Annotated in this window: 12 protein-coding genes; 3 read left to right on the forward strand and 9 right to left on the reverse strand. The window is 60.7% G+C overall.

Annotated features, from left to right (window positions below; translation table 11 throughout):
* Positions 1-101: 101 nt before the first annotated feature.
* The 5 genes from pyk to gcl all read right to left on the reverse strand — a co-directional run bounded on the left by pyk (position 102) and on the right by gcl (position 6,650).
* Entirely contained in the window at positions 102-1,517 is a 1,416-nt protein-coding gene (gene pyk / locus B723_RS14040; protein ID WP_017337224.1) for a pyruvate kinase, read from the reverse strand.
* Positions 1,507-2,787, reverse strand: a complete 1,281-nt coding sequence (locus B723_RS14045; protein ID WP_017337225.1) for a glycerate kinase type-2 family protein — start codon at positions 2,785-2,787, stop codon at positions 1,507-1,509. Before B723_RS14045 ends, pyk begins: the two co-directional genes overlap by 11 nt.
* Before the next feature lie 149 nt (positions 2,788-2,936).
* Positions 2,937-3,830, reverse strand: coding sequence for a 2-hydroxy-3-oxopropionate reductase (locus tag B723_RS14050; protein ID WP_017337226.1), 894 nt, complete (start codon positions 3,828-3,830; stop codon positions 2,937-2,939).
* Between the two features lie 200 nt (positions 3,831-4,030).
* On the reverse strand, positions 4,031-4,813 hold the full coding sequence (gene hyi / locus B723_RS14055) for a hydroxypyruvate isomerase (protein WP_017337227.1): 783 nt from the start codon (positions 4,811-4,813) through the stop codon (positions 4,031-4,033).
* Positions 4,814-4,874: 61 nt separating this feature from the next.
* Positions 4,875-6,650, reverse strand: coding sequence for a glyoxylate carboligase (gene gcl, locus B723_RS14060; RefSeq protein WP_017337228.1), 1,776 nt, complete (start codon positions 6,648-6,650; stop codon positions 4,875-4,877).
* Between the two features lie 267 nt (positions 6,651-6,917).
* On the opposite strand from gcl, the gene B723_RS14065 reads away from it, so the two are divergent.
* Complete coding sequence (locus B723_RS14065; protein ID WP_017337229.1) at positions 6,918-7,358, forward strand: GlcG/HbpS family heme-binding protein; 441 nt, start codon at positions 6,918-6,920, stop codon at positions 7,356-7,358.
* Positions 7,359-7,471: 113 nt separating this feature from the next.
* Here B723_RS14065 and B723_RS14070 read toward each other — a convergent pair whose 3' ends face one another.
* Positions 7,472-8,080: a TetR/AcrR family transcriptional regulator gene (locus B723_RS14070; protein WP_017337230.1), complete on the reverse strand. Its 609-nt coding sequence runs from the start codon at positions 8,078-8,080 to the stop codon at positions 7,472-7,474.
* A 134-nt stretch (positions 8,081-8,214) separates the two neighbouring features.
* Between B723_RS14070 and B723_RS14075 the strand changes: the two genes are divergently transcribed.
* On the forward strand, positions 8,215-9,129 hold the full coding sequence (locus B723_RS14075) for a DUF808 domain-containing protein (protein ID WP_017337231.1): 915 nt from the start codon (positions 8,215-8,217) through the stop codon (positions 9,127-9,129).
* Between the two features lie 92 nt (positions 9,130-9,221).
* Here B723_RS14075 and B723_RS14080 read toward each other — a convergent pair whose 3' ends face one another.
* Positions 9,222-10,010: an MlaA family lipoprotein gene (locus B723_RS14080; RefSeq protein ID WP_017337232.1), complete on the reverse strand. Its 789-nt coding sequence runs from the start codon at positions 10,008-10,010 to the stop codon at positions 9,222-9,224.
* Positions 10,003-11,301: a serine protein kinase PrkA gene (locus tag B723_RS14085; RefSeq protein WP_017337233.1), complete on the reverse strand. Its 1,299-nt coding sequence runs from the start codon at positions 11,299-11,301 to the stop codon at positions 10,003-10,005. The genes B723_RS14080 and B723_RS14085 overlap by 8 nt, the downstream gene beginning before the upstream one ends.
* A gap of 226 nt (positions 11,302-11,527) precedes the next feature.
* Between B723_RS14085 and B723_RS14090 the strand changes: the two genes are divergently transcribed.
* Positions 11,528-11,893, forward strand: a complete 366-nt coding sequence (locus tag B723_RS14090; RefSeq protein WP_017337234.1) for a hypothetical protein — start codon at positions 11,528-11,530, stop codon at positions 11,891-11,893.
* A gap of 124 nt (positions 11,894-12,017) precedes the next feature.
* Here the strand turns inward: B723_RS14090 and B723_RS14095 are convergent, their stop codons facing one another.
* Positions 12,018-13,613, reverse strand: coding sequence for a beta-1,6-glucan synthase (locus B723_RS14095; RefSeq protein ID WP_017337235.1), 1,596 nt, complete (start codon positions 13,611-13,613; stop codon positions 12,018-12,020).
* Positions 13,614-13,878: the final 265 nt, after the last annotated feature.

Consider the following 13,878-nt stretch of genomic DNA (forward strand, 5'->3'; position numbering starts at 1 on the left):
CGATTCGGCGAATGCGGTTTTTCTGTTGGAACCGTCATGCCAAAGCGACGACTGCTTCGCAGTCGAGCGGGAGCAAGCTCCCTCGCCACAGAGCTCGTTCTTTAAATCAACGTCTCTATACGCAACGAGTTAGTCGACCCCGGCTGCCCAAACGGCACCCCCGCCGTGATCAATAACGTATCCCCGCGCTGCGCCATACCCTGCGCCTGCGCGATCTCCAGCGCCGTCGAACACACTTCATCCACCTGCCGCAGCCGATCATTCACCACGGAGTGCACGCCCCACGCGACCGTCAAGCGGCGAGCTGTCTGCAGGTTCGGCGTCAGGTTCAGAATCGGCACGGTCGGCCGTTCCCGCGCCGCACGCAGGCTCGACGCCCCCGACTCGCTGTAATTGACCAGCACCGCCACCGGCAGCACGTTGCTGATACGGCGGATCGCGCAGCTGATCGCATCGGAAACGGTCGCCTCAGCCTTCGGCCGGCTGACGTCCAGTTGCGTTTGATAGTCCGGGCCGTTTTCCACCTGGCGGATGATCTTGCTCATCATCTGCACGGCTTCCATCGGGTACTCCCCGGACGCGGTTTCCGCCGACAGCATCACCGCATCCGCACCTTCGGCCACGGCGTTGGCCACGTCGGTGACTTCAGCGCGGGTGGGCGCCGGGGAGAAGCGCATCGACTCGAGCATCTGTGTCGCCACCACCACCGGTTTACCGAGTTCGCGGCAAATGCCGATGATGTTTTTCTGAATCTGCGGCACGCTTTCGGCCGGCACTTCGACGCCGAGGTCGCCACGGGCAACCATGATCGCGTCGCTCAGTTCAGCGATTTCCCGCAGCTGAGTGACTGCCGACGGTTTCTCGATCTTGGCCATCAAAAACGCTTTGTCACCGATCAGCTCACGCGCTTCGCGAATGTCTTCCGGGCGCTGTACGAACGACAGCGCGACCCAGTCCACACCCAGCTCCAGGCCGAAACTCAAGTCTCGACGATCCTTGGCCGTCAGCGGGCTCAGTTCCAGAACTGCCTGCGGCACGTTCACGCCTTTGCGGTCCGACAACTCACCGCCATTGAGCACCGTGGTGTCGATGGCATCGGCGTACTTGGTGACCACGCGCAGACGCAGTTTGCCGTCGTCCAGCAGCAGGTCCATGCCCGGCTCCAGTGCGGCGATGATCTCCGGGTGCGGCAGGTTGACCCGGCGTTGGTCGCCCGGCGTCGGGTCCAGATCCAGGCGCAGCGCCTGGCCACGATGCAGTTGCACCTTGCCTTCGGCGAACTTGCCGACCCGCAGTTTCGGGCCTTGCAGGTCCATCAGAATGCCCAACGGGTAATTCAGCTGACGCTCGACTTCACGTATCCATTGATAGCGCTGGGCGTGGTCGGCGTGATCGCCGTGGCTGAAGTTCAGGCGGAAGATGTTGACTCCGGCCTGCACCAGCTCGCGGATGTCTTCGAGGCCATCGGTGGCCGGGCCGAGGGTGGCGAGGATTTTGACCTTTTTATCAGGCGTCATGTTTAGGGCTCTCGAGAATCAGAATGGCGCGGAAATCGTTGACGTTGGTGCGGGTCGGCTCGGTAACGATCAGTGCGTCCAGCGCCGCGAAATAGCCGTAGCCATTGTTGTTGTCGAGTTCATCGCTGGCGCTCAAACCGAGGGCGGCGGCGCGGGCGTAGCTGTCCGGGGTCATGATCGCGCCGGCATTGTCTTCGGAGCCGTCGATGCCATCGGTGTCACCGGCCAGCGCGTAGACGCCGGGCAGGCCTTTGAGGCTGTCGGTCAGGCTGAGCAGGAATTCGGCGTTACGTCCGCCTCGGCCATTGCCGCGCACGGTGACCGTGGTTTCGCCGCCCGAGAGGATCACGCACGGCGCCGGCAATGGCTGGCCATGCAAGACCACTTGCCGCGCAATGCCAGCGTGCATCTTGGCGACTTCGCGGGACTCGCCTTCGAGGTCGCCGAGGATCAGCGGGCTGAAACCGGCCTGACGCGCTTTCACGGCGGCCGCTTCAAGCGATTGCTGTGGACGGGCGATCAATTGGAAATGACTGCGCGCGAGGCTCGGATCGCCGGGTTTGACCGTCTCCGAGTCGGGGCTTTGCAGCCAGTTGCGGACCGAGGCCGGGACCTCGATGCCGTAGCGCTTGAGAATCGCCAGTGCTTCGGCGGAGGTGCTTGGGTCGGCCACGGTAGGGCCGGAGGCGATGACCGTGGCGAGGTCGCCGGGCACATCGGAAATGGCATAGGTATAAACAGTGGCCGGCCAGCAGGCCTTGCCGAGGCGACCGCCCTTGATCGCCGAGAGGTGTTTGCGTACGCAGTTCATCTCGCCGATGGTCGCGCCGGATTTGAGCAGGGCTTTGTTGATCGATTGCTTGTCGGCGAGGCTGATGCCGGCGGCGGGAAGTGCGAGCAGTGCAGAGCCACCGCCCGAAAGCAGGAAGATCACGCGGTCGTCTTCCGTCAGGTTGCTGACCAGTTCAAAGACGCGCCTGGCGACCGCTTGACCGGCGGCATCCGGCACCGGGTGCGCGGCTTCGACCACTTCGATTTTTTCGCATGGGGCGCCGTGGCCGTAACGCGTCACCACCAGACCGGACACTTCACCCTGCCAGCAGCGCTCGACCACCTGGGCCATGGCGGCGGCGGCTTTGCCGGCACCGATCACGATCACTCGACCCGTGCGATCGGCGGGCAAATGGGCTTCGAGTACTTGCTGCGGATGGGCCGCGTCGATGGCTGTGGCAAACAGCTCGCGCAGGAATTGTTGCGGATCGACCGACATGGCGGGCTCCCGGAATTCTTGTTATTGGAAGAGCAACTCGGGTTCCTGTGGGAGCTAGCCTGCTAGCGATTCAGGCGCTGAGGTCTTTTAGACACACCGCGTCGATTTCATCGCTGGCAGGCCAGCTCCCACAGGTTTCAGGGCAGGGCTTACTGCTTATCGCGAATCGAGAAATTCGCCATGTGCTCCAGGCCCTTGATCAGTGCCGAGTGATCCCAGTTGCTGCCACCGATGGCCGCGCAGGTGCTGAACACTTGCTGGGCGTTCGCGGTGTTCGGCAGGTTGATGTTCAGCTCCCTGGCGCCTTGCAGGGCCAGGTTCAGGTCCTTCTGGTGCAGGCTGATGCGGAAGCCCGGGTCGAAGGTGCCTTTGATCATGCGTTCGCCGTGCACTTCGAGGATCTTCGATGAAGCGAAACCGCCCATCAGCGCTTCACGTACCTTGGCGGGATCGGCACCGTTTTTCGAGGCGAACAACAGGGCTTCGGCGACGGCCTGGATGTTCAGCGCGACGATGATCTGGTTCGCCACTTTCGCGGTTTGGCCATCGCCATTGCCACCGACCAGGGTGATGTTCTTGCCCATGGCCTGGAACAGCGGCAGTGCGCGTTCGAAGGCGTCGGCATCGCCGCCGACCATGATGCTCAGGGTCGCAGCCTTGGCGCCGACTTCACCGCCGGAAACCGGTGCGTCGAGGTACTGCGCGCCTTTTTCGTTGATTTTGGTCGCGAAGGCTTTGGTGGCGGTGGGCGAGATCGAGCTCATGTCGATCACGATTTTGCCTTTGCCGACACCGGCCGCTACGCCGTCGGCGCGGAACAGTACGTCATCGACCTGCGGAGTATCCGGCACCATGACGATGATGAATTCGGCTTCTTGCGCGACTTCTTTCGGGTTGGCCAAAGCGACGGCGCCACCGGCAACCAGGTCGGCAGGCGCGGCGTCGTGGTGCGCCGACAGGAACAGGCTGTGACCGGCTTTTTGCAGGTTCAACGCCATTGGGTGGCCCATGATGCCGGTGCCGATAAATCCGATTTTAGCCATGAGAAATTCCTCTTGTTTTTGTCTTGCCAAATAATGTGTGCAGCACACCCTGTGGCGAGGGAGCTTGCTCGCGCCGGGCCGCGCAGCGGCCCCAAAACCAACCGCTGTGGTGTATCAGGCAGAAGCGGCATTCAGGTTTTGCGCCTGCTTCGCAGCCGAGCGGGAGCAAGCTCCCTCGCCACAGTGGTTCTGCGTCAGCTTCAAATCGCGTTATGGGTTTTCAGCCAGCCCAGACCCGCTTCGGTGGTGGTCAGCGGCTTGTATTCACAGCCAACCCAACCCTGATAACCAATGCGGTCCAGGTGTTCGAACAGGAAGCGGTAGTTGATTTCACCGGTGCCCGGTTCGTTGCGTCCAGGGTTGTCGGCCAGCTGGATGTGGTTGATCTCGCCCAGGTGCGCGGCCATGGTGCGGGCCAGGTCACCCTCCATGATTTGCATGTGATAGATGTCGTATTGCAGGAACAGGTTGGCACTGCCGACCTGTTCGCGAATCGACAGGGCTTGCGCCGTGTTGTTCAGATAAAAACCCGGGATGTCGCGGGTGTTGATCGCTTCCATCACCAGTTTGATACCCGCCGCCTGCAGCTTGTCGGCCGCGTACTTGAGGTTGGCGACAAAGGTTTTTTCCACGGTGGCATCGTCGATGCCCTGTGGACGAATACCGGCCAGGCAGTTCACCTGGGTGTTGCCCAGCACTTGTGCGTAAGCGATGGCCAGATCGACACCGGCGCGGAACTCTTCGACCCGGTCCGGCAGGCAGGCAATGCCGCGCTCGCCCTTGGCCCAGTCACCGGCCGGCAGGTTGAACAGCACCTGGGTCAGGCCATTGGCGTCGAGCTTGGCCTTGATGTCGGCGGAGCTGAAGTCGTAGGGGAACAGGTATTCGACACCACTGAAGCCGGCCTTGGCGGCCGCTTCAAAACGGGCGAGGAAATCCTGTTCGGTGAACAGCATGGACAGGTTGGCTGCGAAACGCGGCATGGTGGTCTCCCGTATGTGTGGGGTGGTCGTTCCCGGATCCTTGTGGGAGCGACCCTACAAGTTAATCGAGCAACGAAATCGCCGTCGGCGCATCGTTGCCGACCAGCGCCAGGTCTTCGAATTCGTTGACGGCGTTGATCTCGGTGCCCATGGAAATGTTGGTCACGCGCTCCAGAATAATCTCGACGATCACCGGCACCTTGAACTCTTCGATCAGTTCCTGAGCCTTGCGCAGGGCAGGCTGGATCTGACCCGGTTCGAACACACGCAGCGCCTTGCAACCGAGGCCTTCGGCGACCGCGACGTGATCGACGCCGTAACCGTTGAGTTCCGGAGCGTTCAGGTTATCGAAGGACAGCTGCACGCAGTAGTCCATGTCAAAACCGCGCTGGGCCTGACGAATCAGCCCCAGGTACGAGTTGTTTACCACAACATGGATGTACGGCAGTTTGAACTGCGCGCCCACGGCCAGCTCTTCGATCATGAACTGGAAATCATAGTCGCCCGACAGTGCCACGACCTTGCGGGTCGGATCGGCCTTGACCACGCCCAGCGCTGCCGGAATGGTCCAGCCTAGCGGGCCGGCCTGACCGCAGTTGATCCAGTGACGCGGCTTGTAGACGTGCAGGAACTGCGCGCCGGCAATCTGCGACAGACCGATGGTGCTGACGTAGCAGGTGTCTTTGCCGAACACCTGGTTCATCTCTTCGTACACGCGCTGCGGCTTGACCGGCACGTTGTCGAAGTGGGTCTTGCGCTGCAGGCTGGCTTTGCGCTGCTGGCAGTCTTGCAGCCAGGCGCTGCGGTTTTTCAGTTTGCCGGCGGCCTGCCATTCGCGAGCGACTTCGATGAACACGGTCAGCGCGGCAGCGGCGTCGGACACGATGCCCAGGTCCGGGGTGAACACGCGGCCGATCTGAGTGCCTTCGATGTCGACGTGAATGAACTTGCGGCCTTCGGTGTACACGTCGACCGAACCGGTGTGACGGTTGGCCCAACGGTTACCGATGCCGAGTACGACGTCGGATTTCAGCATCGTGGCGTTGCCGTAACGGTGCGAGGTCTGCAAGCCAACCATGCCGACCATCAGCGGGTGATCGTCCGGAATGGTGCCCCAGCCCATCAGGGTCGGAATCACCGGAATACCGGTCAGCTCTGCGAATTCCACCAGCAATTCGCTGGCGTCGGCATTGATGATGCCGCCACCGGCCACCAGCAACGGACGTTCGGCCTGATCAAGGAGGGCCAAGGCTTTTTCCACCTGAACGCGGGTCGCGCTCGGCTTGGCCAATGGCAGCGGCTGGTAGGCATCGATGTCGAATTCGATTTCGGCCATCTGCACGTCGAACGGCAGATCGATCAGCACCGGACCCGGGCGGCCGGAGCGCATTTCGAAGAACGCCTTCTGGAACGCGTAAGGCACCTGGCCCGGCTCCAGAACGGTGGTTGCCCACTTGGTCACTGGCTTGACGATGCTGGTGATGTCGACGGCCTGGAAGTCTTCCTTGTGCATCCGGGCGCGGGGTGCTTGCCCCGTGATGCACAGGATCGGGATCGAGTCGGCCGAGGCGCTGTAGAGCCCGGTGACCATGTCCGTACCGGCCGGGCCGGAGGTGCCGATGCACACGCCGATGTTGCCGGCCTTGGTGCGAGTGTAGCCCTCGGCCATGTGCGAGGCGCCTTCAACGTGGCGAGCGAGGACGTGATCGATGCCACCGACCTTCTGCAAGGCGTTGTACAGCGGGTTGATCGCGGCGCCCGGGATGCCAAAAGCGGTATCAACCCCTTCGCGGCGCATCACCAGAACGGCGGCTTCGATTGCTCTCATTTTGCTCATGGTTTTGTGCCTCTTACGTTTTGTAATTGTATACAAGTGGCTTTGCGCAGAGTGTATTCACGGCGGACGGCGCAGGTCAATCCATTTTCTCAAGCGACTGTTTCATTCGTCGGAAGCCTGTTCTGCTGTGGCTTTTCGTCGCATGGGGCGCTTTTCGAGAATTATTGTATACAAAAAAATAACTCATTGTGTTCTATTTGTTGCATCGGTCTGCAGCACAAACGCGCAGTCCATTCGCTTTCCCTATAACAAAATGAGGACGGCACCATGAGCGCTTTAACCTTGAAAATGGCAGTCAACCTGACCAGTCAGGCCATCTCCGCCGCGCGTGCGATTTCGGCGGCCCCGTTGACCATTGCCGTGCTGGATGCCGGCGGGCATCTGCTTTCGCTTCAACGCGAAGACGGCGCCAGCCTGCTGCGACCGCACATCGCCATCGGCAAAGCCTGGGGCGCGATCGCACTGGGCAAAGGCTCTCGCCTGCTGGCACTGGACGCCCAGCAACGCCCGGCGTTTATTGCGGCTTTGAACAGTCTGGGGCAGGGCAGTGTGGTGCCGGCACCGGGAGGGGTGTTGATTCGGGATCAGGACGGGAATGTGCTGGGAGCGGTGGGGATCAGCGGGGATCTGTCGGATGTCGACGAACAGTGTGCGATCAATGCGATCGAGGCGTTGGGGTTGCGGGCGGATGCGGGGGTGAGTGCTTAATCTTTATTGATTGATCTATCGCCATCGCCGGCAGGCTGGCTCCCACAGGGGAATATCTGAGCATCAGAGATCACTGTGGGAGCTAGCGTGCAAGCGATAAAGTCACCGCAATCTTAATGATCCGGCTCACATCCTTTAAGCACCAACCGAATAATCGTCCGCGCCGCGGCTTCATAATCCTCTTCATCCAGCTTGGCCTTGCCGGTAATCGCGGTGATCTGCCAGTCAAAGTCGGCGTAGGTCTGGGTCGCGGCCCAGATGCTGAACATCAGGTGGTTGGGGTCGATGGGGGAGATCTGGCCGCGGTCGATCCAGGTCTGGATGCAATCGATGTTGTGCTTGGCCTGGCTGTTCAGTTGTTCGACCAGGTCGGCGCTCAGGTGCGGGGCGCCGTGCATGATTTCGCTGGCGAACACCTTGGAGGCGAAGGGCAGGTCGCGGGAGATGCGGATTTTCGAGCGAATGTAGCCGCTCAGCACTTCACTGGGCACGCCGTCGGCGTTGAACGGCGTCGAGGCCTGCAGGATGGGCTCGATGATGCTTTCCAGGACCTCGCGGTAGAGGTTTTCCTTGGATTTGAAGTAGTAGTAGACGTTGGGCTTGGGCAATCCCGCCTTGGCTGCGATGTCACTGGTTTTGGTCGCAGCGAAGCCCTTGTCGGCAAATTCTTCACTGGCGGCACGCAGGATCAGTTCTTTGTTGCGCTCGCGGATAGTGCTCATAAACCAGGTGGTTCCTTGCCTGTTCTGGCGGTTGCGCATGGTAGCACCGGCCTCGCGCGACGCTCAAGAATGCCCCGTGTGGTGCTCGGCCACGCTATGCTGCGCAGTATTCATTCAAGAAGGACACCTGATTCATGGCAGGAAGCAGTTTACTGTTGCTGATCGACGACATTGCCGCCGTACTCGACGACGTGGCGTTGATGACCAAAATGGCCGCCAAGAAAACCGCCGGCGTGCTCGGTGACGACCTGGCGCTCAACGCCCAGCAGGTCAGTGGTGTACGCGCCGAGCGGGAAATCCCGGTGGTCTGGGCGGTTGCCAAGGGCTCCTTTCTCAACAAACTGATCCTGGTGCCCTCGGCGTTGGCGATCAGTGCGTTCATTCCCTGGCTGGTCACGCCGTTGCTGATGGTCGGCGGCGCCTACCTGTGTTTCGAAGGTTTCGAGAAGCTCGCGCACAAGTTCCTGCACAGCAAGGCTGAAGATCAGGCAGAGCATGCGGAATTGGTCGAAGCCGTGGCCGATCCGGCGGTCGATCTGGTGGCGTTCGAAAAGGACAAGATCAAGGGCGCCATCCGCACCGACTTCATTCTTTCAGCGGAAATCATCGCCATCACCCTCGGCACCGTGGCGGATGCGTCGCTGACCCAGCAAGTCATCGTGCTCTCAGGCATCGCCATCGTCATGACCATCGGCGTCTATGGTCTGGTGGCCGGCATCGTCAAGCTCGATGATCTCGGCCTGTGGCTGACCCAGAAGCCCGGCCAGATGGCTAAAAGCATCGGCGGCGGGATTTTGCGTGCGGCGCCCTACATGATGAAAAGCCTGTCGGTGATCGGCACAGCGGCGATGTTTCTGGTGGGCGGCGGGATTCTCACCCACGGCGTACCGGTGGTTCATCACTGGATCGAAAGCGTCAGCGCGGGGGCGGGCGGTGCCGGGTTTATCGTGCCGACATTGTTGAACGCGGTGGCGGGGATTGTGGCGGGTGCGGTGGTGTTGGCGGGTGTGATGGTTGTCAGCAAGATCTGGAAAACAGTGAAAGGCTAACGCCTGACACAGTTGATTTGTGGTGTTTGAAGTACCGCGCATGAAAAAGGCCATTCGACTCGCATCGAATGGCCTTTTTTGTTGCTGCCGGATTACTCGGCGATCTGCAGCTTGCGCGACTCGGTGTACACGTAGCGCACCTTCTCATACTCGAACGGCGAGTTCAGCTGGCCATAGCGGAAGCTGGTCTGGTGGCGCTTGTCGATGCTGCGCAGGATCCACACTTCAGGGTGGTTGGAGCTGACTTCGGCGACGTTCAGGAAGTTGATCGCGTTTTCGGCGGTGAAGTCCACGGCCAGGCCGCCGGTGTCGCGGATGTTGGAAGGGCCGAGGATCGGCAGCACGAAGTAGGCGCCGCCCGGTACGCCGTAGAAGCCGAGCGTCTGGCCGAAATCTTCGCTCTGGCGCGGCAGGCCCATGGCGGTGGCCGGGTCCCACAGGCCGGCAATACCGATGGTGGTATTGAGCAGCAGGCGCGCGGTGGTTTCCATCGAACGCTTGCCCTTGAACTGCAGCAGGCTGTTCATCAGGTTCGGCACGTCGCCGAGGTTGTTGAAGAAGTTGCTGACGCCGGTGCGCAGGAAACCAGGCGTGATGTAGCGATAACCGTCGACCACCGGCAGGAACACCCATTGGTCGAAGCGGTAGTTGAAGTGATACACCCGGCGGTTCCACTCTTCCAGCGGGTCGTACACGTTCAGTGCGTTGAGGGTGGAGCGCTCGAACTCGCGCTGGTCCAGGCCCGGGTTGAATTTCAGTTTGCTCAACGGCTCCTTGAAACCGTCATTGTCGATGACAACTGGCGCGTTGGCTTTGCTGTTGTCGGCATTGGCGACGCCTGCACAGAGTAACGCTGCGATAAGCAGGAGGTATTTAGCCACGGAAGAACTCCAGCATGGCGTCGCTGTTGACGCGGTAGTTAAGGTTGCCGCAATGGCCGCCCAGTGGATAAACGGTCAAGCGATCGCCGAAGGTCTTGCGCAGGAAACCGAGGTCGCCAGGGCCGAGAATCACATCGTCGGCGTTATGCATGACCGCGATTTTCGGGCTGTCGTGCAGGTAATCCTTCAAGGCATACAGGCTGACCTGGTCGATCAGTTGCAGCAGGCTGCCGCCGTCGGTGCGCGCGCGCCACATCGGGATCACTTGTTCGGTGATGTAGCAGTCGAAGTCGCACTGCAGCGCACGCTTGAGGTACGGAGTGAGCGTCGTGCCTTCTGTGATAGGCGTTTTCGGCGGCGTGATCAGGCCGCGACGGTTGATCAGGTCCGAGGTAAAGGCGATGTCGGCGGCCGAGAAGCGGAACGACGTGCCGATGAGCATGGCCATCTGTTCGTTGGTCAGGTGTTGCTTGGACTGCTGGAAGTCATAGAGCAGGGCATCGTTGAGGTCGATGTAGCCTTTTTGCTGGAAGTAGCGGGTCAGTTTGTTCAGTACCAGTTCATAGAACGTCGTGCTGTTGTTGATGCCCTTGACCTCTGTCTGGACGAGTCTGTCCAGGTTGGTGATCGAGGTGTAGAGGTTGACCGGCGGGTTGAGCAGCAAGACTTTCTTGAAATTGAAGCTGCGGCGGGTTTCGTCCAGATGCGCGACGAATGCGGCGTCCAGGGCACCCAGGCTGTAACCGGTCAGGTAGTAATCGGTGACGGCCACTTTCGGGTTTTGTGCCCGCACGGCCTGCATCACCCGGTACATGTCTTCGGCGTCATCCTTGGTGATACCGGGTGTGGCAAAGCGTGACGCAGCGCTCATGAAGTCGAAACTGGTGGGCGACGACAGCTGTACTACGTGGTAACCGGCTTTGTAGTAGAGCTTTTTCAGGTATTCGTTGAGGCTGCTGTCATAGCGCGCGCCAGTGCCGGCGATCAGGAAGATCAGTGGGGCCGCTTTATCCTGGGTGGCGATGCGATAGGTCAGTTTCTTCACCGGCCAGAAGTTGTCCGGCAGTTCGAACTCACGCTCCGGGCGCAACGTGACGCTGCGGGTTTCCTGGTCGATGTCATCGTCAAGCGGCAACTCCGGACGCAGGTCCGGCGGCGTCGTGGCGATAGTCGCCTCGAACGGGTTGGTCAAAGGGTAGCCATAACTGGCAGCGTCGATATCGACCGCCAGTGCGGACGCACTCAAAATAAGGCCGCCAAACAGGGCGGCGAAGCGCAAGGAACGGAGCATGACTAGATCCCTTAGAGAGAATGGTGCCGGATGAAGTTCGCAGGCTATGACCACAGGGGTTGCGTCAAAGTGCCATGCATCGGCACCAATCAGGCCTAATTTCGGAGTAATGGTAGGTGGACGATACACTTTGCAGCGATTGACTGCCCAGTTAACTGTTGTTAACGCTTGCGTCAGGCTGTCGTCGGATTAAGCTGGCCGCCGTTTTCGCTTATTGGAGTGCCTCATGTCCCGCCGTTTGCCCGTGATTCTGCTGCTTGTCTTGCTGCCTTTATGGCTGGCCGCCAGTTATGGCGCGCGTTATGGCTTCATGGAGGATGCGCAGTGGGTCGGTCTCTGCGTCGACGACGCGAGCCGCTGGGAATGCGTGGTCCGTTCGAACCTGGGCTTGATGATTCATTTCCAGGTATTGGGCTGGACCGCCCTGGCGGCAGCGGTAATCGGCTTTGTGTTGCCGGGCCGGGCAGGGTGGTGGTTGGCGATACTGGCGCTGGTGTTCGGGTTTCCGGCGCTGGCGTTGTACAACACGACGATGGCTGTGTTTGCTGTGGTGATTGCTGCTTTGCGACTGGTCCGGACGCCTCGCGCCTGATCGTCAGCCCTCGCGGGCAAGTCGCGCTCCCACAGGATCTTTGTCGTACACAAAATCTGTATTCGCTGAAGAACCTGTGGGCGCGTGGCTTGCCCGCGTCAGGGCCGGTAGCAGCACTGAAAGATCAGCCCTTGCGCACCCGCAAACTGCGCCACAACGCCGCCACCATCAACACGCTCACCAATGCCCAGCCCCAGGCCTGCTGGTTTTGCAAACCTTCGCGATACAACTGCGGCGCAATGCCGGCACCGACGATGAAGGTCAGCAGGGCAATCTCTCGACGTGGCACGCTCACCGGACGGCACAGGTAAACCAGCGCCGGCAGGATGAACGCGACACTCGGGAAGCTGCGATAACGCGGATCCAGCACCAGCTCCAGCATCATCACCGCCGCCGCAAAACCTGCCACTGCCAGCAACCAGCCCGCCCTACGTTCCAGCGCAGCGAAGGCTTGCCCACGCCAACCCGTGCGAGCGCTCAATGTCAGCGCTGCATGCGCCAGCACCAGCAGGTTCAAACCGGTCAGCAAGGCGACCCACAACCATTCACTGGTAAATCGCGTGGTAACCCGCGCCAAATCGCCCCATGCACCAATCGAACAGGCTGCCAGCGCGCCCAGAAGCGGCAGAACCAAGGCCGCGCGGGTGCTGCGTACGCGTCCGCCCAGGATCAGTGTGCCGAGGAAGATCACGCCACCCACCACCAGCCACTGCGACCAGTACGGCACGTTCGACACTGGCCCCGCCAGCACGCCCTTGTCCTGACGATCGGCATCGAACAGCCCCCAGTAACCACCGACCGCCCCTTCACTGGCGCGTTTCCAGGGTTGGTCGAAGGCTTCGATCAGGTTGTAGTGCCAGCCTTCTTGCTCGGCCATGATCACAAAGTTGCGAATGAACTTGGCCTCGTTGACTCGGCTTGGGAGGGCGGTTTCGCGCTGACGGCCTTCGCTTGGCCAGCCGGTTTCGCCGATCATCACGTCTTTGGGTGCGAATTTGTTGCCGAACACCTGACGCACTTCGCGAACATGCTGCAGCGCGGCGTCGATGTTCGAAGGCTCATCCTCCCAGTAGGGCAGCAGGTGGATGGTCAGGAAGTCCACTGCGGGGGCGATTTCCGGGTGTTTGAGCCAGAACTCCCAGACGTCGGCATAAGTGACAGGCTGCTTGACCTGACTTTTGACCTTGCCGATCAGCCTGGCCAGCTGAGCGCCGGTGATTTCCTTGCGCAATAGAGTCTCGTTGCCGACGATCACCGACGTCACCACGTCCTGGTTGGCGTTGGCGGAGGCAATCAGCAGGTCGACTTCTTTCTCGGTGTCCACCGGATTGCTGTTGACCCAGGCGCCGATCATCAGCTTCAGGCCATGCTTTCGCGCCAGATCGGGTAGGGCCTCGAGGCCGGTCATGGAATAGGTGCGGATGCATTCGAAGCGGGTGGCCAGCAAAGCGAGGTCGGCGTCCATGCGCTCGGGGCGCAACTTGAACGGCTGATCGAACGGCGATTGGTCTTTGTCGAATGGGGTGTAGGAGGCGCATTGCAGCTTGTGCGTTGCGCTGGCCACGTCCGGCAGACTCACCGGTTTGCCGAGTCCGTACCAAAAACCGCCAAGGGCAAAAAGCCCCAGCAGGCAGGCGAATAAATATGCAAAAAAAGGAAAGCGTGATGTCGCGGGCATGGTCAGGCCGTCTGGGAGCAAAGCCGCGCATGTTACCTGCAATTGCCCCGCGCTTGGTGGCCTGCATGATTTTGACATGCAAAGTTCGGGCGGATCGGCGGGAGCGCTGAAGGTGGTCGTGATTAATGGCGTTCTGATGTCGTTTCTCGATGCCTTGAGGTCGCTGACAGCACAGGTTCCGGTTGGCGTCAGGTTGATTATCGAGGCGTCAGTTCCCTTGTTGATAAATCGCGCTGATGATCGAACGAGTTTGCGGTGGGCGTGATGGGGGCGCTGTGCACCATAACAATACGTTGACGCGACTCGG

Origin of the sequence: Pseudomonas fluorescens NCIMB 11764 (assembly GCF_000293885.2) — a bacterium.
In the GTDB taxonomy this organism is placed as follows: domain Bacteria; phylum Pseudomonadota; class Gammaproteobacteria; order Pseudomonadales; family Pseudomonadaceae; genus Aquipseudomonas; species Aquipseudomonas fluorescens_B.

Excerpts from the sequence above, each read along its gene's own strand:
- gcl (WP_017337228.1), bottom strand. The coding sequence starts at position 6,650 with ATGAGCAAAATGAGAGCAATCGAAGCCGCCGTTCTGGTGATGCGCCGC.
- B723_RS14045 (WP_017337225.1), bottom strand. The coding sequence starts at position 2,787 with ATGTCGGTCGATCCGCAACAATTCCTGCGCGAGCTGTTTGCCACAGCC.
- B723_RS14085 (WP_017337233.1), bottom strand. The coding sequence starts at position 11,301 with ATGCTCCGTTCCTTGCGCTTCGCCGCCCTGTTTGGCGGCCTTATTTTG.
- B723_RS14075 (WP_017337231.1), top strand. The coding sequence starts at position 8,215 with ATGGCAGGAAGCAGTTTACTGTTGCTGATCGACGACATTGCCGCCGTA.
- hyi (WP_017337227.1), bottom strand. The coding sequence starts at position 4,813 with ATGCCGCGTTTCGCAGCCAACCTGTCCATGCTGTTCACCGAACAGGAT.
- B723_RS14050 (WP_017337226.1), bottom strand. The coding sequence starts at position 3,830 with ATGGCTAAAATCGGATTTATCGGCACCGGCATCATGGGCCACCCAATG.
- B723_RS14070 (WP_017337230.1), bottom strand. The coding sequence starts at position 8,080 with ATGAGCACTATCCGCGAGCGCAACAAAGAACTGATCCTGCGTGCCGCC.
- B723_RS14090 (WP_017337234.1), top strand. The coding sequence starts at position 11,528 with ATGTCCCGCCGTTTGCCCGTGATTCTGCTGCTTGTCTTGCTGCCTTTA.
- pyk (WP_017337224.1), bottom strand. The coding sequence starts at position 1,517 with ATGACGCCTGATAAAAAGGTCAAAATCCTCGCCACCCTCGGCCCGGCC.
- B723_RS14065 (WP_017337229.1), top strand. The coding sequence starts at position 6,918 with ATGAGCGCTTTAACCTTGAAAATGGCAGTCAACCTGACCAGTCAGGCC.